Origin of the sequence: Brevibacillus sp. FSL L8-0520 (assembly GCF_037963895.1) — a bacterium.
Taxonomy (GTDB): domain Bacteria; phylum Bacillota; class Bacilli; order Brevibacillales; family Brevibacillaceae; genus Brevibacillus; species Brevibacillus borstelensis.
This window is the reverse complement of sequence record NZ_CP150171.1, coordinates 4,928,374-4,950,794: the sequence shown is the minus strand read 5'-3', so window position 1 is coordinate 4,950,794 and position 22,421 is coordinate 4,928,374. Positions and strand designations below refer to the sequence as shown.

The 22,421-nt window shown below is 54.5% G+C and carries 23 protein-coding genes; 22 read left to right on the top strand and 1 reads right to left on the bottom strand.

Annotated features, from left to right (window positions below):
* Positions 1-8 precede the first annotated feature (8 nt).
* The 14 genes from NSQ24_RS24215 (at position 9) to bioC (ending at position 15,373) form a co-directional block, all read left to right on the top strand.
* Complete coding sequence (locus NSQ24_RS24215; protein ID WP_003388436.1) at positions 9-569, top strand: manganese efflux pump MntP family protein; 561 nt, start codon at positions 9-11, stop codon at positions 567-569.
* 108 nt (positions 570-677) lie between these two features.
* Entirely contained in the window at positions 678-1,127 is a 450-nt protein-coding gene (locus tag NSQ24_RS24210) for a low molecular weight protein arginine phosphatase (RefSeq protein ID WP_003388435.1), read from the top strand.
* Between the two features lie 187 nt (positions 1,128-1,314).
* Positions 1,315-1,770 carry a ribose 5-phosphate isomerase B gene (gene rpiB, locus NSQ24_RS24205; RefSeq protein WP_003388434.1) on the top strand — a complete coding sequence of 152 codons (456 nt, stop codon included), beginning with the start codon at positions 1,315-1,317 and terminating at the stop codon, positions 1,768-1,770.
* 1 nt (position 1,771) lies between these two features.
* On the top strand, positions 1,772-2,341 hold the full coding sequence (locus NSQ24_RS24200; protein ID WP_003388433.1) for a TIGR01440 family protein: 570 nt from the start codon (positions 1,772-1,774) through the stop codon (positions 2,339-2,341).
* An 87-nt stretch (positions 2,342-2,428) separates the two neighbouring features.
* Positions 2,429-3,679, top strand: coding sequence for a serine hydroxymethyltransferase (glyA, locus tag NSQ24_RS24195; protein WP_003388432.1), 1,251 nt, complete (start codon positions 2,429-2,431; stop codon positions 3,677-3,679).
* Between the two features lie 398 nt (positions 3,680-4,077).
* Positions 4,078-4,707 carry a uracil phosphoribosyltransferase gene (upp, locus tag NSQ24_RS24190; protein WP_003388430.1) on the top strand — a complete coding sequence of 210 codons (630 nt, stop codon included), beginning with the start codon at positions 4,078-4,080 and terminating at the stop codon, positions 4,705-4,707.
* A gap of 13 nt (positions 4,708-4,720) precedes the next feature.
* Entirely contained in the window at positions 4,721-5,869 is a 1,149-nt protein-coding gene (wecB, locus tag NSQ24_RS24185; RefSeq protein ID WP_003388429.1) for a UDP-N-acetylglucosamine 2-epimerase (non-hydrolyzing), read from the top strand.
* Between the two features lie 218 nt (positions 5,870-6,087).
* Positions 6,088-9,249, top strand: a complete 3,162-nt coding sequence (locus tag NSQ24_RS24180; protein ID WP_024983757.1) for a phosphodiester glycosidase family protein — start codon at positions 6,088-6,090, stop codon at positions 9,247-9,249.
* Positions 9,250-9,406: 157 nt separating this feature from the next.
* A complete protein-coding gene (bioA, locus tag NSQ24_RS24175; protein ID WP_031932677.1) occupies positions 9,407-10,762 on the top strand; it encodes an adenosylmethionine--8-amino-7-oxononanoate transaminase in 1,356 nt (451 codons plus the stop codon).
* Positions 10,759-11,499, top strand: coding sequence for a dethiobiotin synthase (gene bioD / locus NSQ24_RS24170; RefSeq protein ID WP_052259650.1), 741 nt, complete (start codon positions 10,759-10,761; stop codon positions 11,497-11,499). Before bioA ends, bioD begins: the two co-directional genes overlap by 4 nt.
* A gap of 18 nt (positions 11,500-11,517) precedes the next feature.
* Complete coding sequence (bioB, locus tag NSQ24_RS24165) at positions 11,518-12,516, top strand: biotin synthase BioB (protein ID WP_339166780.1); 999 nt, start codon at positions 11,518-11,520, stop codon at positions 12,514-12,516.
* Between the two features lie 13 nt (positions 12,517-12,529).
* Positions 12,530-13,816 (top strand): 8-amino-7-oxononanoate synthase, encoded by a 1,287-nt coding sequence (gene bioF, locus NSQ24_RS24160; RefSeq protein ID WP_003388424.1) that lies wholly within the window; start codon positions 12,530-12,532, stop codon positions 13,814-13,816.
* Positions 13,813-14,574: an alpha/beta hydrolase gene (locus NSQ24_RS24155; RefSeq protein ID WP_327986106.1), complete on the top strand. Its 762-nt coding sequence runs from the start codon at positions 13,813-13,815 to the stop codon at positions 14,572-14,574. Before bioF ends, NSQ24_RS24155 begins: the two co-directional genes overlap by 4 nt.
* Positions 14,564-15,373: a malonyl-ACP O-methyltransferase BioC gene (gene bioC / locus NSQ24_RS24150; RefSeq protein WP_327926454.1), complete on the top strand. Its 810-nt coding sequence runs from the start codon at positions 14,564-14,566 to the stop codon at positions 15,371-15,373. The genes NSQ24_RS24155 and bioC overlap by 11 nt, the downstream gene beginning before the upstream one ends.
* 253 nt (positions 15,374-15,626) lie before the next feature.
* Here bioC and NSQ24_RS24145 read toward each other — a convergent pair whose 3' ends face one another.
* Positions 15,627-16,112 carry a PPC domain-containing protein gene (locus NSQ24_RS24145; protein WP_003388420.1) on the bottom strand — a complete coding sequence of 162 codons (486 nt, stop codon included), beginning with the start codon at positions 16,110-16,112 and terminating at the stop codon, positions 15,627-15,629.
* A gap of 270 nt (positions 16,113-16,382) precedes the next feature.
* On the opposite strand from NSQ24_RS24145, the gene NSQ24_RS24140 reads away from it, so the two are divergent.
* The 8 genes from NSQ24_RS24140 to atpA all read left to right on the top strand — a co-directional run bounded on the left by NSQ24_RS24140 (position 16,383) and on the right by atpA (position 22,362).
* Positions 16,383-17,579 carry an acetyl-CoA C-acetyltransferase gene (locus tag NSQ24_RS24140; RefSeq protein ID WP_003388419.1) on the top strand — a complete coding sequence of 399 codons (1,197 nt, stop codon included), beginning with the start codon at positions 16,383-16,385 and terminating at the stop codon, positions 17,577-17,579.
* A 200-nt stretch (positions 17,580-17,779) separates the two neighbouring features.
* Positions 17,780-17,989 carry an AtpZ/AtpI family protein gene (locus tag NSQ24_RS24135; RefSeq protein WP_003388417.1) on the top strand — a complete coding sequence of 70 codons (210 nt, stop codon included), beginning with the start codon at positions 17,780-17,782 and terminating at the stop codon, positions 17,987-17,989.
* A gap of 11 nt (positions 17,990-18,000) precedes the next feature.
* On the top strand, positions 18,001-18,369 hold the full coding sequence (locus NSQ24_RS24130; RefSeq protein WP_003388416.1) for an ATP synthase subunit I: 369 nt from the start codon (positions 18,001-18,003) through the stop codon (positions 18,367-18,369).
* 70 nt (positions 18,370-18,439) lie between these two features.
* A complete protein-coding gene (atpB, locus tag NSQ24_RS24125; RefSeq protein ID WP_003388415.1) occupies positions 18,440-19,261 on the top strand; it encodes a F0F1 ATP synthase subunit A in 822 nt (273 codons plus the stop codon).
* A gap of 49 nt (positions 19,262-19,310) precedes the next feature.
* A complete protein-coding gene (gene atpE / locus NSQ24_RS24120) occupies positions 19,311-19,532 on the top strand; it encodes a F0F1 ATP synthase subunit C (protein ID WP_339166777.1) in 222 nt (73 codons plus the stop codon).
* A gap of 185 nt (positions 19,533-19,717) precedes the next feature.
* Positions 19,718-20,221, top strand: coding sequence for a F0F1 ATP synthase subunit B (gene atpF / locus NSQ24_RS24115; protein ID WP_003388413.1), 504 nt, complete (start codon positions 19,718-19,720; stop codon positions 20,219-20,221).
* Complete coding sequence (locus NSQ24_RS24110) at positions 20,218-20,745, top strand: F0F1 ATP synthase subunit delta (RefSeq protein WP_003388412.1); 528 nt, start codon at positions 20,218-20,220, stop codon at positions 20,743-20,745. The genes atpF and NSQ24_RS24110 overlap by 4 nt, the downstream gene beginning before the upstream one ends.
* Before the next feature lie 105 nt (positions 20,746-20,850).
* Positions 20,851-22,362 (top strand): F0F1 ATP synthase subunit alpha, encoded by a 1,512-nt coding sequence (gene atpA / locus NSQ24_RS24105; RefSeq protein ID WP_003388411.1) that lies wholly within the window; start codon positions 20,851-20,853, stop codon positions 22,360-22,362.
* Positions 22,363-22,421: the final 59 nt, after the last annotated feature.

Sequence of the window (22,421 nt, the reverse complement as noted above, 5' to 3'; positions counted from 1 at the left end):
GGAGCGACGTGGACCTTGCCTTATTTCACTGGGGTCAGTTTCTGACTCTGCTCATGATTGCTCTTGCTTTGAGTATGGATGCCTTTTCACTCGGAGTAGGCGTGGGCATGATTGGCATTCGGCTGAGAGAGATACTGAAAGTGAGCGTTACGATCGGCTTGTTCCACATCGCTATGCCATTGGTCGGGATCGCAGTGGGCGGCTACTTATCCGATATGATCGGGGATATAGCGGTTTTCGTCGGGGGAACTGTCCTGATGGGCATCGGCGTACATATGATTTGGAACGGGTTTGCCAACGGTGACGAAAAAAGCATGCTGCGGACGAAGGGCTTCGGACTGCTTCTGTTTGCCTTCAGCGTCAGCCTGGACGCATTGACGGTAGGGTTTTCGTTCGGACTGATGGAGATCAACCGGTTTCTGGCAGTCACATTGTTTGGCATAATGGGAGGAACGATGTCTTATTGTGGACTGCTGATTGGGCGGAGTATGGGAGGATGGCTGGGGGAATACAGCGAAGTATTAGGAGGACTTATCCTGCTTGGTTTTGGGTTGAAATTTATCCTGTGAAGCGACTATGGCCCGGCAGCTTCTCCTCAAGCGGGCAGCCCGGATCGGCTTTGCCCTTTTGTCCATTCCGGGAGGCGAAAGGCAGCGCACAAGGAAGGAGTTGAAAGCATGAAACGGATTTTGTTTGTATGCACGGGAAATACATGCCGCAGTCCGATGGCAGAGGCGTTGTTTCGGACACTTGCGGCAGGCAGCGATTGGGAAGTGAGGTCTGCGGGCGTGGCTGCATACGAAGGGCAGCCGGCTTCTCAGCAGGCTGTTCAAGTATTGGCGGAGTGCGGAATCGATCACAACCATCAGGCTACGCGGATAAACGGTGACCTGATCCTTTGGGCTGACCTGATTCTGACGATGGCCCACAGTCACAAGTCGCTGATTGTCAGCTACTTTCCTGAGGCGCAGCAAAAAGTGTTTACTTTGAAAGAATACGTCGGCGCCAATGACGGGGGCGATATTGCCGATCCGTTCGGCGGTACGGTCGAGGAATACCGCAAATGTGCCCGTGAAATCCAGGTCCTGTTGGACAAGCTTTGGGCTCACTTGTCCCGGCAGCAGTAGATTGCTGGACCAGACAAAAGATGCCCGGATCCAATCCGATAGCAATTGTCGCAAGTTTTTGGTAGACTTTTACCTAAACCTTGCTAATGGACGAACATTATCTTTGTTTTTAGTAAAAATGTTCACTTTTTACCGGGCGTTATCTGAGTTATAATAAAAATAGCAAAAGCGTAAGCGAGGGATACTGATGAAAGTGGCGATTGGTGCCGACCACGGTGGATATAAATTAAAAGAGGAAATCAAGAAGCTGCTGGCGACGATGAACGTGGAAGTGGCCGATTTCGGCTGCTCTTGCGAAGACTCGGTCGACTACCCGGACTATGCTCTTCCTGTTGCGGAAAAGGTAGCGGCAGGAGAATTTGACCGAGGCATTTTGGTGTGCGGGACAGGGATCGGGATGTCGATCGCAGCCAACAAGGTTCCCGGCATCCGCTGCGCACTTGTCCATGACACATTTTCGGCGAGAGCGACGAGGGAGCACAACAACACCAACGTGCTGGCAATGGGTGAGCGGGTTATCGGCCCCGGCCTTGCCCTTGACATCGTCAAGATTTGGCTGGAGACCGATTTCCAAGGAGGCCGCCACGAGCGCCGCGTGGAGAAGATCACCGAGATCGAAGCCAAACATGCGGGAGTGAAGTAAGGTGGACCTGCTTCGCATCGAACAGCAAGCCAGGGAAGTCGTTTCCGAGGTAGCGGGCTTGGCCGAGCTTCGGCCGGGCATGCTGCTTGTTATCGGCTGCAGCACCAGCGAGGTGGCCGGCAAACACATTGGCAAAGCGGGCAGCCGGGAGGTGGCGGAGGCCCTGTTCCGGGGAATTTCCGCTGCGGCGCAAGAACGGGGATTTTCGCTGGCTTTCCAATGTTGCGAACATTTGAACAGAGCTCTCGTCGTCGAGCGGGAGACGATGGAGAAATGCGGGCTTGAGGAGGTCTCTGTCGTGCCTGTTCCCAGCGCGGGCGGCTCAATGGCAGCTTGCGCCTTTGAACAGATGGCAGCTCCCGTTGTTGTCGAGCACATAAAGGCTCACGCGGGCATCGACATCGGAGATACCCTGATCGGAATGCATCTGAAGCATGTAGCGGTACCGGTCCGGCCGACCATTCGCCAGATCGGAGAGGCGCATGTAACGGCAGCGCGCACCCGTCCGAAGCTGATCGGCGGTTCCCGTGCCGTCTATGAGCGCACCTCGTCCAATCAAAGCTGCATGTGACTGTGGCATTTTCGCCAGTTATGGCTGTTCCCCTTTGCGGGAACCCCTTTTCATAACTAAAACAAAGATCCAGGAGGAGAAAAAACCATGCTAGAGTTTTTGCGCAAACAGGACCCACAAGTAGCGGAAGCGGTCGGTCTGGAACTGGGCAGACAGCGGGACAAAATCGAGCTGATCGCATCTGAAAACTTCGTCAGCCGTGCCGTCATGGAAGCGATGGGAACGGTATTGACCAACAAGTACGCTGAAGGCTATCCAGGCCGTCGTTACTACGGTGGCTGTGAATATGTAGACATCGTGGAAAACATCGCGCGCGACCGCATCAAGGAACTGTTTGGTGCCGAACACGCCAATGTACAGCCTCACTCCGGCGCCCAAGCCAATATGGCTGTCTACTTCACCATATTGAAGCCGGGCGATACCGTGCTGGGGATGAACCTGTCTCACGGCGGGCACTTGACGCATGGCAGCCCGGTCAACTTCTCCGGGTCTCTCTACAATTTCGTCGAATACGGAGTGGACGAGCAATCCCATCTGATCAATTACGATGATGTGCGCGCCAAAGCGCTTGAGCACAAGCCGAAGCTGATCGTGGCAGGAGCCAGCGCGTATCCGCGCACGATTGACTTTGCCAAATTCCGTGAAATCGCCGACGAGGTCGGTGCGTACTTCATGGTGGATATGGCCCATATCGCCGGACTTGTGGCGGCTGGACTGCATCCGAATCCGGTGCCGCATGCGCACTTCGTTACCTCGACCACGCACAAGACCCTGCGCGGTCCTCGCGGCGGTCTGATTCTGTGCAAGGAGGAATTTGCCAAGGCTATCGACAAGTCCGTATTCCCGGGCGTGCAAGGCGGGCCGTTGATGCACGTCATCGCAGCCAAGGCCGTTTCATTTGGCGAAGCGCTCCAGCCTGAATTCAAGGCGTACGCCCAGCAAATCGTAAACAACGCCCGCGCCTTTGCCGAAGCCCTGCAAGCAGAGGGATTGACGCTCGTCTCTGGCGGAACGGACAACCACCTCGTCCTCGTAGATGTGCGCAACCTCGGCCTGACTGGAAAAGTGGCTGAGCATCTGCTCGATGAAGTCAATATCACGACCAACAAAAATACGATTCCTTACGATCCGGAAAGCCCGTTTGTCACCAGCGGTGTCCGCATGGGTACCCCGGCAGTGACCAGCCGCGGATTTGACGAAGCAGCGATGAAGGAAGTAGCAGCCATCATTGCGCTCACCCTGAAAAACCCGGAAGATGCGGCCAAGCACGAGGAAGCAAGACAACGCGTCTCCGCCCTCTGCCAACGCTTCCCGATGTACGAAGGCCTGACTGTATAAGCGGGAAAGGCTGGAAAGATCAGTACATCTGCAGGTACACAACAAAGCAGCGACATTAGCAAAATAGAAAATACGAAAATAGTAAAGCAGGCCCCGCGAGCATAAGCGGGGGCCTGTTTTTGTCTGTGGTCCCATGGAGATCATCCAATCATGCTAAAGATACGGGGCTCCATGAAGCAACGACCGAGGCACATCGCACATCTGCTCGATCTATCTTCCACCTCTCCGCTTTCATCTCCTCCACCAAAGCGCGAACAAAGATCTTTTCATTATTGCTCTTGCCCAAAAAGGTGTCGAACCAAAGCCCCTAATGACGAAAGATTACGCAAATTGACGTCCGCCCCTCCCTCCGCTATTATGGAAAGGATATATTGACAAGTGGAAACGGAGGAACATACATGAGCCGCGTATACGTGTTAGATCATCCGCTGATCCAGCATAAGGTAACATTCATCCGCGACAAAAACACGGGAACCAAAGAGTTCCGCGAGCTGGTGGACGAGGTAGCCACACTGATGGCTTACGAGATCACCCGAGATATGCCTCTGGAGGAGACAACCATCGAAACGCCGGTGGCAACCTGCAAAGCGCGTGTAATTGCCGGTAAAAAAGTGGGACTGATCCCGATTCTCCGCGCAGGCCTGGGAATGGTGGACGGGATTCTGCAGCTGATCCCGGCTGCGAAGGTAGGCCACGTGGGCCTTTACCGCGATCCGGACACACTGCAGCCCGTAGAGTACTATGTAAAGCTGCCGACGGATATCGCGGAGCGTGAACTGATCGTAATCGACCCGATGCTGGCGACCGGCGGCTCTGCTGCCGCGGCCATTGATGCCCTGAAAAAGCGCGGAGCGAAAAGCATGAAGCTGATGTGCCTCATCGCAGCTCCGGAAGGCATCAAGCTGGTCCAGGACGAGCATCCTGACGTCGATATCTACGTAGCGGCTATTGACGAGTACCTGAACGATCACGGCTACATCATCCCGGGTCTTGGCGACGCCGGCGACCGACTGTTTGGGACAAAGTAGGAGAGGGAATCCGATGAAGAAGCTAAAAGTGATGACTGTCTTCGGGACGCGGCCGGAAGCGATCAAAATGGCGCCGCTCGTCCATGAGCTCAGCAAGCATGAAGAGCACATCGAACCGATTGTTTGCGTGACAGCGCAGCACCGTCAAATGCTGGATCAGGTGCTGGAGATTTTCCATATTCAGCCTGATATCGACCTGAACATCATGAAGGACCGGCAGACGCTTGTGCAGATCACGACCCGGGCACTTGAAGCGCTCGACCAAGTGATCAAGGAAACAAAACCAGACATTGTCCTCGTTCACGGCGATACGACCACGACCTTTGTAGCCAGCCTGGCAGCCTTCTACAACCAGGTGGCGATCGGACATGTGGAGGCGGGGCTTCGCACGTGGGACAAGTATTCCCCGTTCCCTGAGGAGATGAACCGCCAACTGACTGGCGTCATGGCAGATCTCCATTTTTCGCCGACGGAAGGCTCCGCAGACAACCTGCGCCGGGAAAACAAGCCGGAGGAGTCCATCTACATTACCGGAAACACGGCGATCGACGCACTGAAAACGACAGTCCGGGACGATTACACCCATCCGGTACTGGATCGGGTGCAGGGGAAAAAGATGGTGCTGATGACCGCTCACCGCCGCGAGAATCTGGGCGAGCCGATGCGCCGCATTTTCCGTGCGGTCAGACGCCTGATCGACGAGCATGAGGATATCGCTGTCGTCTATCCGGTTCACTTGAACCCAGCTGTCCAGGATGTGGCGCAGGAGGTGCTGGGCGGTCACGATCGCATTCATCTGATCGAGCCGCTGGATGCTTTTGATTTTCACAACTTCGCCCGCCGTGCCCATCTGATCCTGACGGATTCGGGGGGAGTCCAGGAAGAAGCTCCATCTCTCGGTGTTCCAGTGCTGGTGCTGCGCGACACGACGGAGCGGCCGGAAGGAATCGCTGCTGGAACGCTGAAGCTGGCAGGAACGGACGAAGATCAGGTGTACCGGATGGCTGATCACCTGCTGCGCGATGCCGCCGCCTACCATGAGATGGCGCAGGCAGCCAACCCGTATGGAGACGGAGAAGCGTCACGCCGCATTGTCGAGGCGATTCTTCACCACTTTGGCATGAGACAGGAGCGTCCCGAGCCGTTTACGCCCGGCCGCTAACGCTATTCCAATTCCATACCCCAACGAGAACGGACAACAAAGAGGCGCGTGGTTTCAGCGCCTCTTTTTCGATGTCAATGTAAAATGTTTACATTGGTTCGTTTTTCCAATGCGGAATCTGCATGGAAGACCGAAACTATCCCCCCTGTCACAGCGTCTATTATATAGTTGTGTACATAAGCAGACACAGAGAAGGAAATGGGAGAGGAGTTATCAACATGAGAGCGCGGAAGGTTTTGTCGCTGCTCACGGCTGCCGCTGTGGCCTGGGGAGCTTTTGCTCCGTTTGCGCCGCTGGCAAGCAATGTGGCTCAGGCGCGGGCGGAGACGAGTATGCTGCAATTGATGTGGCAAACGACCATTGGGGAAGGTACTACCTTACATAAATATACGAAGTCCTTTGCAGATAAACAAATCAATGTCATGGTGACCAAGGTTGATTTGACCAACCCCTATGTCGAGGTAAAGCCGGTCTATGGCACGAAAGGAAAGCTGACAGATCGTCAAACCGTTACCCAGATGGCCCGGGAAACAGGAGCGGTTGCCGCGATTAATGCAGACTTTTTCAACATGTCCAAACGTGGCGCACCATTCGGAATCGTCATGAAAGACAAAGAACTGGTGTCGTCAATGGGGCTGGTGTCTTACTGGTACAGCCTCGGGATTACCAGTGACAAAACGGCTCTGATCGAAAAGTTTGGGTTTACCGGCAAAGTAACGGCGCCAAACGGCAATGCGTTCCCGCTGCAAGGGGTGAACAAGGAAGAGTACAATCCCAGCGACAATCGCAAGAGCCATATGAACCAATTGAACATGTACACGCCTTCGTTCGGCCAGACAAGCCTGGGTACGATTCCCGGCTACAAGGATGTTGTCGAGGTCTTGTTTGTGGACAACGTGGCGAAGGAAGTACGCATCAATCAACCGGGCTTCTACATCCCTTACAACGGCTATGTGCTGTGGGGGCATGGAACAGCAGCCAATTTCCTGAAACAGAACTTCCCGGTCGGATCGACGGCTCATGTCGAGTATCAGACTACTCCGAACAGCCACGATTGGGCGCAGGCGGTTGGCGGGAACGTCCTGCTGGTTGACCAGGGCAGGGCGCTTACGTCGTTTCAGGCGGACAAATCGATCGTGTCTCTGAATGCGCGGACGGCTGTCGGCATCACACAGGATGGAAAAACGTTGTTGATGGTGACAATTGACGGCACCAATGGCGTTTATTTGGACGAGCTGGCCAAAATCATGGCCGAGCTTGGCTCATATCGGGCCGTCAACTTCGACGGTGGAGGCTCCACCACGATGTCTGTACGGATGCTTGGCGATACGCAAGCCAACCTGGCAATCAAGACGACAGGAGGTTCCGAGCGGCGAGTGCCTACGGGACTGGCGGTCTACAATACAGCTCCTCCGGGAGAATTGAAGGGCTTTGTCATCAATGGCCCGGCCGAGATGCTGATTGGCCAAACGGCAGAATTTACAACCAAAGCGTACGATACTCACTACCAGCCATACGCCATTGATCCTTCGATGATCTCCTGGCAGGCAAACCAACCAGATGCCGGTTCGTTTACCGGCAACAAGTTCACGCCGATGAAATCCGGGCAGATTGCCTTTACGGCGAGATCGGGAAGCGTCGCGCAGCAAAAAGAGGTTCACGTAATCTCCGGAAGCGAAGTGCAGCAGATAGTCGTGTCGCCTAACCCGATTTCTGTCGCACCGGGCCAAACGCTCACACTCGACGTGAAAATCAAGACGAAAAAAGGTCAATTGGTGCAGGCGACGCCGCTCAGCGTCCAGACCAGCGTGGATTCCCAGGTAGCGTCTGTAAACGACCAGCTGCAGCTGATCGCAGGCGAAGAGACGGGCAACGGCACCTTGACCGTCGTATACGATGGCGTAGCGACCAATGTTCCGTTTACCGTAGGTCAGCTGGAACAGCCGTGGATCACCTTTGACAATCAGGCAGGCATGCACCACGCATCCATCCCTGAGTCGCTGAGTTCGCATGGTTCGTTTACGGCAGTATCCGATCCTGTATTCCGGACGCACAAGTCAGCCAAGCTGGCGTACAACTTCACCGGAGCGCCTCAAGGCCAGTTGCGCTTTGCCTACGGCCGGATCGCCGCCCAGCCGCAGCAGATCCCGGGCAAGCCGATCGGTCTGGGCCTGTGGGTAAACGGCGACAACAGCAAGCATTGGCTGCGGGCCGAAGTAATTGACGCCCACGGCAAGCCTGTCTACGTCGATCTGGCCCAAGAGATTGACTGGACCGGATGGAAGCAGGTAAAAGGCTACTTCCCGGCAAACGTGGCCTATCCGCTGCAGTTGAAGAGCATCTACGTTGTGGATCGTCCGGAAGACGGCCACCAGCAAGACAAAGGCACGCTGTACTTTGACGAAGTCTCGCTCATTATGCCAGGCTCCGCAGGGACAGCGCCGAAAGGAACCAACGTCGTTCCAGAGGTGCCGGGAACGCTCTCGCTGGGAGCAGAGCTCGATCTGGGCTACTCGTTTGAGCGTACAGCGCCTTTCCTGGACATGGCTTCGATCAAAGTAAATTCGATCGTGCCGCAGCCGCTTCCAGGCTATGTCCCGGCTGACTACTCCTTTACGATCAAGCCGGAGACGTACAAAGACGGTCAGGATGACAGAATCACCACATCTCCGCTGACATTGACCTTGACGCCGAAGAACTGGATCGCCGGCAAAGGAGTAGGTCTCCTGTACGTAAACGAAATCAACAAGACGTTTGACCCGCTGCTCGGTACGAGAAATGCGCAGGGACAGTGGGTCTACGAGGTAAATGACTACGGTACCTACATTCCGTACTATCTGGATGGTGCGGGCGGCAGTGCAGCCTTTACGGACATTTCCAAACACGCAGCCAAGAAGGAAATCACCTGGATGGCTGAAAAAGGGTACGTAAAGGGGCTGACGGAAACGACGTTTGGTCCCGAGGTCGCCCTCACCAGGGCCCAGTACGTCACGCTTTTGGCCCGTACCTTTAACTGGGAGCTGCCAGCGTCGCCCAAGCTGAGCTTCAAGGACAAAGTTCCGGCCTATGCCCAGGGAGCAGTCCAAGTAGCGATTGCCAAAGGGCTCGTAAAAGGCTACCCGGACAACACCTTCCGTCCGGATCAGCCTGTGACCCGGGCAGAGGCAGCCGTTATTCTGGACCGTGTACTGAAGAAAAAGGCGACTCCTGCCAAAGCGATGTCGGACAAAAAGTCGTGGCCATCCTGGGCGACCCAGTCGATCAACAACACGGTAGGCCAGGGACTGATAGACCCGCTGGGCAGCAAATTTGAACCGAATAAACCGGCGACCCGGGCAGTTACTGTCGTCGCGCTGTATCGGATATTGAACAAATCGTAGCACCTGTAAAACCGGCTTCTTCTTAAAGTGAAGAGGCCGGTTTTTTGTGTTTCTGCTCCTAACAGTCTATTGAGGAAAACAAAGGAGGCAGGTATACTTTATTTGTTAACTAATTTTACTAAATGGTTAACAAATAAATTTGGAGGAGGGCTGTTCCATGTCTATTTCACCGTACAGCTACGAAGAGCTCGCGCGGAAAAACAAGGAGTACCTCTGGAATCCGTTCACCCAAATGAAAGATTACATAGCGGATGACCCGGTGATCATTGCCAGAGGAGAAGGCATCAAACTGATCGATGTCCAGGGAAAGGCCTACTACGACGGGTTTTCATCCGTCTGGCTCAACGTCCACGGACACAATGTGCCGGAGTTGAATCAGGCCATTGTCGACCAACTGAACCAGGTCGCGCATTCCACTTTGCTGGGGATGGCGAACATCCCGTCGATCCTGCTGGCTGAGCAGCTCGTTCGGATCGCGCCTCCAGGTTTGACCAAGGTGTTTTACTCCGACAGCGGCGCTACGGCAGTGGAGATCGCGATCAAGATGGCGTTTCAATACTGGCAAAATCTCGGCAAAACCGGCAAGCGCTCCTTTATCACCATGAAAAACGCTTATCACGGGGATACCATCGGTGCAGTCAGCGTAGGGGCAATCCCGCTGTACCACGAGGTATACCGACCGTTGCTGTTTTCCCCGTACACGATTCCGTATCCGTACCCGTATCGCCACGAGGGCGAAAAATCGGCAGCAGATACGACAATAGCCTGTCTCGAGCAGCTCCTGGAAGAAAAAGCGGACGAGATCGCAGCGCTGATCGTCGAGCCGGTCGTCCAGGGAGCGAGCGGGATGATTTTGATGCCGGATGGCTGCCTTCAAAAAATTGCGGAACTGGCGAAGAAGTACGATGTGCTGCTCATCGCGGACGAGGTGGCGACCGGATTTGGCCGTACGGGGAAAATGTTCGCCTGCGAGCATGAAGGGGTTGTACCGGATATTATGACGATCGCCAAGGGCATTACCGGCGGTTATTTGCCTGTCGCTGCCACAATGACCACAGAGCGGGTGTACCAAGCCTTTTACGCGGATTACGAAGAACAGAAAACCTTTTTCCACGGGCATTCCTACACGGGGAACCCGCTCGGCTGCGCAGTCGCCCTGGCCAATTTGCGACTGATGGAACAGCGGAGGCTTGTCGATGAGGTAGCCCAAAAATCGGAGAAGCTGGGGGAAATGCTAAGGCCGCTGGCGGCATTCCCGCACGTAGGCGAGGTCCGGCAAAAAGGATTCATGGTCGGGATCGAGCTTGTACGCGACAAACACACAAAGGAAAGCTACCACTGGAATGAGCGCATCGGTGTGCGGGTGACGAAATCGGCCCGCGAACGAGGGCTGCTGACAAGACCGCTCGGGAACGTGATCGTGCTCATACCGCCGCTGGTCAGCACAGAGGATGACCTGGCCGCGATGGTCGACATTTTGGCGGCCTCGATCCGGGAGGTGACGGAAGGATGAGCGATGTCGCAGCCGATAAGCCGGTGAAATGGACAGGACTTTTTGTTTCCGGAACGGATACGGGTGTCGGAAAAACGATAATCACCGCCGGTCTGGCAGCCGTCCTGCGAGCGGACGGACTTGAAATAGGGGTTTACAAGCCGGTTCAGTCAGGAGGAGAAACCGAGGAAATGCGGGACTCCTATCTGCTCCGCGCCATTTCGGGTGTCAGTGATGCACCAGAAGAGATTGCTCCCTTTTCTTTTTCCGCTCCGCTTGCTCCTCTGCTCGCTGCGGAGGCTGAGGGAGTTGCGCTTTCATTGCCCCGGGTCGCAGCAGCAGGAGAACCGCTGAAACAGAAATACAAGGCTCTTCTGGTGGAGGGGGCGGGCGGACTCGCCGTGCCGCTGACAAAGACAGAGCTGATCGTCGATTTTGCGGCTTATCTGGGAATGCCGGTACTGCTTGTGGCAAGGGCCGGTCTGGGGACGATTAACCATACGATTCTTTCTGTGGCCTATGCCCGTCAGCATGGTCTCAGGGTAGCAGGCGTCATCCTGAACGGTTATCGCCCGAATGACAGCGATAAAAGCATGGAGAGCAATGCCGCTTTGATCGAAGAGTACGCCGGAGCGCAAGTGCTGGGACAAATCCCCTGGATGGAGGGGGAAATCTCGCAGACCTCCGTCACAGAAGCGATACGAGCTTACGCCGATACAGAAAAGATTCGAGAGCTGTTTTCCATTTCCACACGATAAGAAGAGGAGAGAAAGAGCATGAGCGTGAGTCTGAACACGGTGCACTGGAGCCGACTGGCCAAAAAAGCGCTGCAGGGAGATTTGTTGACACAAGAGGAGGCGCTTTCCGTTCTGCAAGCAGACGATGAAGAGGCGCTGCCGATCCTGCAGGCGGCTTTTCAGGTCCGCAAGCATTTCTATGGAAAAAAAGTAAAGCTGAACATGATCATCAATGCCAAAAGCGGTCTTTGCCCGGAGGATTGCGGTTACTGCTCCCAGTCCATCGTGTCCAATGCTCCGATTGAAAAGTACGCCTTTTTAGACAAGGAAACACTGATAGCCGGTGCTCGTGAGGCGCAGAACAGGCAAGCGGGCACATACTGCATCGTGGCATCCGGCCGCGGACCGACGGAACGCGAGCTGGAACAGGTGATCGAAGCAGTACGGGAGATCCGCGAGACGATGCCGCTGAAAATATGTGCCTGCCTGGGCATCCTCAAGCCGGAGCAAGCGGCCCGCCTGAAAGAGGCAGGCGTCCACCGCTACAACCACAATGTAAACACCAGCCGGTCCAATTACGGTCAGATCACGTCCACTCACACCTACGACCAGAGGGTAGAAACCGTAGAGGCGGCCAAGCAGGGAGGGCTGTCGCCTTGTTCCGGAGTGATCATCGGGATGGGAGAGACGGACGAAGAAATTGTGGAAATGGCTGTCGCCCTGAGGAGCATCGATGCAGATTCGATCCCCGTTAATTTTCTCAACGCCATCCCAGGCACTCCGTTGGAACATCGCGGACGGACACCGGCAATGAAGGCCTTGAAGGTGCTGGCCCTGTTCCGCTTCATTTGCCCTTCAAAGGAGATCCGCGTCGCGGGAGGCAGGGAGAAAAATCTGCGTACGCTTCAGCCGCTGGCCCTTTATGCCGCCAACTCCATTTTTGTAGGGGATTACTTGACGACGCCCGGGCAAGAGGTAACGCTTGATCATCAAATGATTGAGGACCTTGGCTTTGAGATTGAGCAGTGTGCGCTGTAGGAGTGTGACCCAGTTGACGGCAGACAGCGGATATTCGTGGATGGAAGCGGAGTTGACGAAACGAAAGGAAAGCTTCTTGTACAGAGAGCTGCAAAAACACGATAAGATCGATTGTTCGCCGCTTGCACCTTCCGGCATGCCTTGCCTGCGTGACGAGTTTGATCAGAGGGAGGATTTTGTTTTCGACCTGGCTGAAAACGACGCAGACAAGTGGCTGTCGATCAGGGGAGAGAAGCTGTTCAACCTTTCGTCCAACAACTATTTGGGACTGTCAGGGGATCTGAGGCTTGTTCAGGCAGCTGCCGACGCTGCCATGCGGCTTGGAGCGGGAGCGACTGCTTCCCGTCTCGTCAGCGGCAATCACGTCTGCTACAGCGAGCTGGAGGAAGAGCTGGCGAGGTGGAAGGGGCGGGAAGCCGCGTTGGTGTTTGCCAACGGCTACATGGCCAATCTCGGTGTGATTTCAGCATTGGTGGGACGAGGCGATGCTGTGTTCAGCGACCGGCTCAACCATGCCAGCATCGTGGATGGCATCATTCTCAGCAGAGCAGACCATTACAGGTACCGGCACAACGACATGGATCATCTGGAATCCCTGCTAAAGAAGCACAGCGGAAGCAAAAGGCGCATGCTGATCGTCGCCGACGCTGTCTTTTCGATGGATGGTGACAGCGCTCCTCTGCGCGAGCTGGTGGAGCTCCGGGACCGCTATCACGCCTTGCTGCTGGTTGATGAAGCCCATTCCGGCGGTGTTCGTGGAGAGCGCGGAGAAGGTCTTTGCCATGAATACGGCTTGCACGGGCGGGTAGACGTGATCATGGGGACGTTCAGCAAAGCGTTTGGCGTTTACGGCGCGTACGTTTGTGCGGATGAGGTGCTGATCCGCTATCTGGTCAATACGGCCAGGCCGCTGATTTACTCGACGGGCTTGCCGCCGATGGTCGTCGCTTCCGTTCAGGCGTCCCTGCAGATCGTGCAGGAGGAAGGCTGGCGAAGAGAGAGGCTGCGGAGACTTGGCAGGTGGTTTCGGGATCAGCTGCGCCAGGCGGGATTATCCGTGATGGAGGGAGATTCGCCGATAGTCCCCTGGTTGATCGGCAGCAACGACCGTGCGCTTCGCATCAGCCGTGCTCTGGCGGAAAGGGGCATATCGGCGGTTGCGATCCGTCCTCCCACTGTCCCCGAGGGCGAAGCGCGGATTCGGTTTTCGCTCATGGCCACCCATGCCAAAACCGAACTTGCTGGAGTGCTGGAACAGATACGTGAGGTGGCTTATGCGGAACAGGAGGCGTACAGATGAAAGCCGTCATGCTGTGGATAAATGGCTGGGCCATGCCCGATGAGGTTTGGGAGCCGATTGTTGACGCCTTGGATGATTGTGAGCATAGAAGACCGGATTACTCGCGGATTGTTCACCCCGAGCAGTTTTACACGGCTGTCCGCGAGCAGCTTTCACCGTTGCGCTCCATGCCGCTCATCGTGATCGGATGGTCGATGGGCGGCATGCTTGGGCTTCGCCTTGCCCAAGAATCCGCGGTGGACGGTTTGATTGCGATTGGCACCGCAGCGAGGTTTGTCGGCAGCCGTGGCGATGGGAGCAGCGGATGGCAGGACACCCATCTGCGGCTCATGAGTCGAAAGCTGACCCGAAACCGGGAACAGGTAATCGGCGACTTTCACTACTCGATGTTCACGCAGGCAGAAAGGGAGAGGATTGCGGATGTCGGGGTCAGACTGGCTGACAAATGGCCGCAGCCGACACTGCTTGCCGGTCTATCCTACCTGCAAAAGGAGGATTGCAGTCCGCTGCTGCCGGAGATTGCCTGTCCCGTCACGGTGATTCACGGAACAGAGGATGGGATCTGTCCCTACCGGGCAGGAGTGGAGCTCGCATCCGGCCTATCTGCATCCGCCCTTTCCGCATCCGCTCTTTCCGCATCCGCTCTTTCCTCTGCCCGGCTGGTGTCTGTTCCGGGCGGCGGCCACGCCATCCCGCTCCTGTATCCGGAAATCATCATAGAAGAAGCCAAAAGGATGGTGGGCAGGTATGGCAAATGAACTTGTCAGCAAACGTTTCAGCGCAAAGGCAGCCACTTATGATCAGTACGCCGTCGTCCAGCAGGAGATGGCTTCCATTCTGGCCAAGTCAATTTTCTCCGGGACCCGGCAGGTGCAGAGCCTGCTCGAGATCGGGAGCGGCACCGGCGGGCTGACCTGGCTTTTGCGAGCGCAGTTTCCCCTATGCGAGTATGTGGCGCTTGATATCGCGCCGGGGATGGTAAAGCAGGCACGCGAGCGTTTCAGGGAAGATACGCGCATACGGTTTGAGCTGGCTGATGTGGAACGATGGGTATGGGAGGAGCGATCCGAGACATACGATTTGGCCGCCTCCAGCGCCTGTTTCCAATGGCTCCAGCAGCCAGCCCGAACGGCAGCGGGATTATACAAGCTTTTAAGACCCGGGGGGCAGCTGTTCTTCTCTACGTTTGGGCCGGGAACCTTTCAGGAGCTGCATCGCTCCTTTGACTCTGCCTACCGCCTGCTTGATCGGCCTCCAGAGCGGCATGGTCTTTCCTATCTGACCCCGGAACAATGGCGGGATATTTGTCTGGGGGCAGGGTTTGCGTCCGTGGAGTCTGAGCGGACCAGGCGAACGCTCTACTACCCCGACGTCCGCAGCTTTTTGCAGGCTGTCAAAGCGATCGGGGCAAATGCGGGAGGAAAGAGCAGCGGCGCTGGATTGGGGCAGCGGCGATTATTGACCGCGATGATGGCAGAGTACCAACGCTTGTACGGGGATGAAAGAGGCGTACCGGTTACGTACGAGCTTGTCTTTATACGGGCCAAAAAGGCATAGCCCTTGCGTTGTTGGAAAGAAACAGCCTTCACCGTTTGTTTAAACATAGAGCGGAATCCAAGATAAAGTGGAAACCAAGACAGATCCGAATTCAAGTGTTTCCTGCACCAAAATGCGGCATCCGGCTGATTTTCCTGTTCGGATTCGATGTTGCACAGGGAGCCGATCACGACGACAAAAAACCCGTCCTGGCAATGGATCAGGACGGGTTTTGCTAACGGATCAAGCGCGAAGTCTCGCAAAACTCTCTCGTTTATTTCAAGTCGAAGTAGAGCGTATATGGATCGGTATCCGTATAGCCCGAGTACGATTTTACGAGAATGTAATACGTCTTTCCTTCTTCCGCATCGAAACGGAGAGACTCGTCCGAATTTCCGGCGCGGGTAGACGAAGCGATTTGATCGAGATTTTTTCCTACCAATTCATAAACGTACAAATCATAGTCGTAGCTTCCGTATGGAATCAACAGCAGCAGCCGTTCCTCGTTGTTGATCGGAGCGACAAACGAGAACCAATCTTCATCTGTGGCCGAACTGATGGTGCCTCTGATGCCATCTTCAAGTATCGGGTTTGCTTCGCGTCTTGTATTATTCGGTTCGCTTTCAAAAGGATACGTTGCCGCAGGAGCTGCTGAAAGCTTATGTACCTGCGCTGATTGCTGCTTTCCTGCTGCAGAAACGGAGCTGGAAAACGTAAATACGAGAGCAAGTCCAAGGAAGAGGTTCAAGTATTTTTTCATAAATAGAGTACCTCCATAAATTGGTATTCGATTCCATGGATAAAATATACAAAATTTAAATTTATTTGTAAACTGAAAATATGGACCGTTGTCTCTCAAAATCATTAAGACCTCTAGCACAAGCAAGAGATTCTTGTCGGGTTCTTGCAGCTTCGGAGTTTGAGCGGGGACAGCTTTCCAGGCAGATTGTTCAAAAATGCAGGAATATTTCGATCAGAAATGGAATGGTATGAAGATGCTTTCATCCAGTTTTGCGAGGAGTGATTTTTCGTGAGTCAAAGAGAAATCGTAATTGCAAGCGCCGTTCGGACGGCTATCGGCAATTTTCAGGGAGCGCTGGCAGGGGTAAGCGCTACACAGTTGGGAGCCGTTGTGCTGGAAGCGGCACTCGAACGCGCTGGCGTCGCCAAAGAAGCTGTCGATGAAGTGATACTTGGCAATGTGCTTCAGGCCGGTCTTGGGCAAAATCCTGCCCGACAGGCGGCGATCCGGGCTGGGCTGCCTCAGCAGGTACCTTCCATGACAATCAACAAGGTGTGCGGATCCGGGCTGAAAGCGGTCCACTTGGCGGTGCAATCGATTCTCTCCGGGGATGCCGAGGTCGTGCTTGCCGGGGGCATGGAAAATATGAGTCAGGCGCCATATCTGCTGGAAGGGGCGCGGGGCGGCTACCGGATGGGCGATCAAAAGGTGGTCGACAGCATGATCCGCGACGGTCTCTGGTGTGCGTTCAATGACTATCACATGGGGATTACAGCGGAAAATCTGTGCACGCAGTATGGGCTGACGAGAGAAGAACAGGACGAGTTTGCCGCCTGGAGCCAGGAAAAAGCGCAGCGTGCGCTAAGCGAAGGACGTTTTCAAGATGAAATTGTTCCCGTGCCGATTCCGCAGAAAAAAGGCGAACCGATCATGTTCAGCGTCGACGAATTCCCGCGGGCTGGTGTAACAGCGGAAGCACTCGGAAAGCTCCGCCCCGCGTTTAAAAAGGACGGTACGGTTACAGCAGGGAATGCTTCCGGCATCAACGACGGAGCGGCTGCTCTCTTGATCATGTCGGGAGAAAAGGCACGCGAGCTCGGTGTAATACCGCTGGCCAGGATTGTCGCCAATGCTAGTGCAGGTGTCGACCCGAGCATCATGGGCATCGGACCGGTTCCGGCGACGCGCCGCGTACTGGAAAAAGCGGGTCTGACGCTTGCGCAAATGGACTTGATCGAAGCCAATGAGGCGTTTGCCGTGCAATCGCTGGCAGTCGGAAAAGAACTCGGGATTCCGCGTGAGAAGCTGAATGTGAACGGCGGAGCGATCGCTCTCGGCCATCCAATCGGCGCGAGCGGAGCCCGAATACTGGTGACGCTTGTACATGAATTGAACAAGCGTTCAGGGGCAAAATATGGGTTAGCGACTCTGTGCATCGGCGGCGGCCAAGGAGTAGCCACGGTTGTTGAAAAAATCAATCAGTAGAAGAGATAGTTTTTCCAGTTTTGACGGCCGGAGAGAAAGGGCTGTTTTTGCAAAAAAACCGCGTCATTTTCAAATGTGAACGCTTTGTGTACAGAACCTATCGCACGTTGACAAATGGAATAAATCTTCGTTAATATGAATGAGGGCATAGGGGCACTTGACAACCTGCCCTCTCCTTGTGTATGAAAGGGGACGGTTATGTGCCGAAAATCGATAATCCGTGGCGAGCCGTCACGCTAGTGAGCCTGATAGGTGCGGACATGGCCGTTTGTGTCATTGGCGGCGTCTATCTGGGCAGATACGTTGACAGTCTTCTGTCTACCAAACCTTGGTTCTTGATGGTTGGGCTCCTTCTCGGATTGGGAATTGGCGTGTATAGCGTCTACCGCATAGTTCGCGGGTATTTGTAGGGAGATAGAACATGCAAACGTTTACTTCGGCTATGCGAGCAACCTTTCGCTATGCTTTTTTCTGTGTGGCCCTGGTTGCTATACTCTGGGCCGTTTTGCCTCCATATCGGCTGTTTTTGCAGAGCCTCCTGCTTGGAATGGGGTGCAGCCTACTGGGCGGCACCGTGCTCGTAAGCAAGACTTGGCGCATCGGCCAGATGGCTGTCGACCCGAGCGTCCGTCCAAAAGGAACAGGCATGCTGCAACGCCTCCTCTTGGCTGGATTCGCCGTATTTCTGACGATCCGCTTCCCCCATCTGTTTGTTTTGTCGGGCGTGCTGATCGGCCTTTTCCTCTTTCAAGTGTTAGGCTTCTTTTTCGTTTACCGCTCCTTAAAATAGATTTTGCAGCATTTTTTTACTCTGTACATGACTTGGTAATAGACTCGCGCGGAAGAAAGGGGTGAAATACATGCATTATTCTCTGCGATTTGAGTGGTTGGGCATGGTTTTTGATGTCTCGACCATCATTGCGATTTTGGTAAGCTCCCTGGTGGTTCTGCTTCTGTGTGTGGGTCTGACCCGCAACCTGACCACCGCTGCTCCAAGAGGCGGGCAAAACGTGATGGAGTGGATTGTCGATTTCGTCACAGGCATCACCAAAAGCTATATCGAGCCGAAAAAGGCAGCGCATTTTGTTACGCTAGCCTTGACCCTGTTCCTCTACATCTTTATCAGCAACCAGCTGGGCCTTGTGTTTAACGTGAATACGTCTCATCACAACGATCCGAATACGGGTCAACAAATGAGCCAGACGGTAGTCGATGCGCTGACGCTGGCGAGCGACGATGAAGCCAAGAAGCAGAAGCTGGAAAAGCTGAATGAAGAGTTGAACGCTACCGATCCTCACAGCCACGGCGTAGTCATCGGTTGGTGGAAATCGCCGACTGCTACCCCGAGCGTAACCTTTGCGCTGGCGTTTGTGGTGCTGCTCTACGCGCACTACCTGGGGATGAAGAAGAGTTTCGGCGGATGGCTCAAGCATACATTCCTGAACCCGATTCACATTCTGGAAGAGTTCATTATTAAGCCGTTGACGCTTCCTCTGCGTCTATTCGGTAACATCTTTGCCGGTGAGGTTTTGATCGCCTTCCTGTTGAGCGTAGGAATCTTCGGAAGCATTCCGTTGTTCCTGTGGCTGGGCTACTCCGTCTTTGTCGGCTCTGTCCAAGCCTTTATCTTCACCACGTTGGCGATGGTATACATTTCACAACAAGTGAATGACCAACATTAATTCACTGTAGATTTCTATCTTTTACACACACTAAGGAGGTTTTTTTACAATGGTAGGTTTGGCTCTTGCAATCGGTATCATATTTGGTCTGGCTGCTCTTGGTGCAGCAATTGGTAACTCTCTCGTTATTTCCCGTACAATTGACGGCGTAGCTCGCCAGCCTGAAGCGCGCGGCAACCTGATGGGTCTCATGTTCCTGGGTCTCGGTCTCGTCGAGGCGGTTCCGATTATCGCAGTTGCGATCGGTTTCATCCTCTTCGGTCGTCTGTAAAAAGCATAGGTTTGATGGGCGGGGGCTTGACCTTCGCCTCTATTTTAGTCATCAGAACTTATTTTTGCTCTGGTGGCTTGTGGCTCCGTCCGCCTTTTTAGCTGGCGCAGCCGGGTTATCTAGGAAAGAAGCGGCTTTAATCCGTAGATATACATTCTCCTGTTTGTAAGGAAGGAGTGAAACAAATGCTCGACTTTGGTGCCGTCTCCCTTAACCTTGGAGACTTGCTTACCCAAGTAATCGTATTCTTGGTGTTGCTGCTGGTTGTTCGAAAACTGGCCATGGGCCCTATCGTAGGAATCATGGAAAAGCGCCGTCAGCATATCGAATCCCAAATTTCCTCGGCTGAAAAGAGCCGCCAAGAAGCGGAAGCTCTTCTCGCCGAACAACGCCGCGTCCTCGACGAGGCTCGTGTAGAAGCAAAAGCAATTATCGACCGCGCTACGAAACAAGCTGCGGACGAAAGCGCGAAGCTGGTTGCCGATGCGCAAGCTGCAACTGAGCGCATGAAGGCTGATGCCAGCAAGGAACTGGCTCGCGAAGTAGAAAAAGCGAAAGCGGAGCTGCGCGATCAAATGACAGGTCTGTCCGTTCTCTTGGCTTCCAAGATCATTGAAAAAGAACTGGACGAAGCAGCGCAAAAAGCAACCGTTGACAAATTCCTCGCTCAAGTGGGAGATCGCCTATGAGCAGCGCAGTAGGAAAGCGCTACGCCCGCGCCCTTTTTGAAGTGGCCAGCGAGCGTGGGAAAATCGATCAGGTGGAAGCTGACCTTGGCGCAGTCGTGCAAGCGGTTGAGCAAAACGCCGATTTGAGCAAAATCCTGCTACACCCGCATATCGCGGCGGGAGCGAAGAAAACGCTGGTGGATGACCTGTTCAAAAGTCACATCAGCGAAGAGACTCACAATTTCCTGACCGTCCTGATTGAAAGCGGACGGGAAGCGCAGCTGGCACAGATCCAGCAGGCTTTCGTGAAGCTGGCAAACGAAGCGCGCGGCATTGCCGACGCCATCGTCACCAGCGCCAAGCCATTGAGCGCCGAAGAGCAAGCGGAGCTGGCCGAGAAGTTCGGTCAAAGACTGAACAAGAAGCTGCGCGTGCAAACCGTTGTGGATCCGTCCATCCTCGGTGGAATTGTGATCAAGATCGGCGACCGTTTGTATGACGGAAGCATTAAGACGAAGTTGGAACTTTTCGCGCATCAAGCATAAATGCCGTTTAAAGCGGGAATCCTGGTCAACTTCCGAAAGGCCAGGCATTCATATGAGCTTTAAACACCCTCTATTAAGATGTTGGACGAATGGGGTGAATGTTAAGTGAGTGCAATCAGACCAGAAGAGATTAGCTCCCTCATTAAAGAGCGGATCGCTAATTTTACATCTGAAATTGAAGTTGTGGACGTAGGAACGGTCATCCAGGTTGGTGACGGTATCGCACGCGTTCACGGTTTGGAAAAAGCAATGGCCGGGGAGCTCCTCGAGTTCCAAAACGGCGTAATGGGTATGGTACTCAACTTGGAAGAAGATAACGTGGGTGTCGTTATTCTTGGTCCGTTCCGTGACATTAAAGAAGGCGATACAGTAAAACGTACAGGCCGCATCATGGAGGTGCCTGTAGGTGAAGCAATGGTGGGCCGCGTAGTGAACCCGCTCGGTCAGCCGATTGACGGCCTCGGCCCAATCCATACGACCGAATTCCGCCCGATCGAAAGTCCGGCTCCGGGCGTTATGGCGCGTAAATCTGTTCATGAACCGCTGCAAACCGGTATCAAAGCGATTGACGCGATGATTCCAATCGGCCGCGGACAGCGCGAGCTGATCATCGGTGACCGCCAAACAGGTAAAACATCTGTGGCGCTCGACACGATCATCAACCAAAAAGGCAATGGCATGATTTGTATCTACGTGGCAATCGGTCAGAAGCAATCGACCGTTGCAAACATCGTAGAAACCCTGCGCAAGCACGGCGCTCTGGACTACACAATCGTTGTTTCCGCGACTGCGTCCGATCCGGCTCCGATGCTGTTCCTGGCTCCTTATGCTGGGGTTACGCTGGGTGAGTACTTCATGTACAAAGGCGGACACGTTCTGTGCGTATACGATGACCTGTCCAAACAGGCTGCCGCATACCGCGAAATGTCCCTCCTGCTCCGTCGTCCTCCAGGCCGCGAAGCGTATCCTGGTGACGTATTCTACCTGCACTCCCGTCTGCTGGAGCGCGCAGCGAAATTGTCCGATGAACTGGGCGCAGGTTCACTGACTGCCCTGCCGTTTATCGAAACCCAAGCGGGCGACATTTCCGCATATATTCCGACCAACGTGATTTCCATCACTGACGGTCAGATCTTCCTTGAAACAGACTTGTTCAACGCCGGCCAACGCCCAGCGGTAAACACCGGTCTGTCCGTATCCCGCGTAGGTGGTTCGGCGCAAATCAAGGCGATGAAAAAGGTTGCCGGTCCGCTCAAGCTTGAGCTGGCTCAATACCGCGAGCTGGCTGCGTTTGCCCAGTTCGGTTCCGACCTTGACAAAGCGACGCAAGCCCGTCTGATTCGCGGTGAGCGTTTGATGGAAGTAATGAAGCAAGGCCAATTCGAGCCGATTCCGGTTGAGAAGCAGGTTGCGATCATCTACACCGCAACCAAAGGCTACCTCGATGATATTCCGGTAGAGGCTGTAGGCCGCTTCGAGAAGGAACTGATGTCGTATCTTGAGTCCAACAAGCCTGAGCTGTTGGAGCACATCCGTACGACGAAAGAGCTTCCGGATGAAAAAGAATTCAACGCAGCGATCGAAGAGTTCAAAAAAGGCTTTTCGGTAACTCGCTAAACGTTAATCCAATAGACAACTGATGCATGCCGGGCCGAAAAGTTCGGCATGTGTCCCCA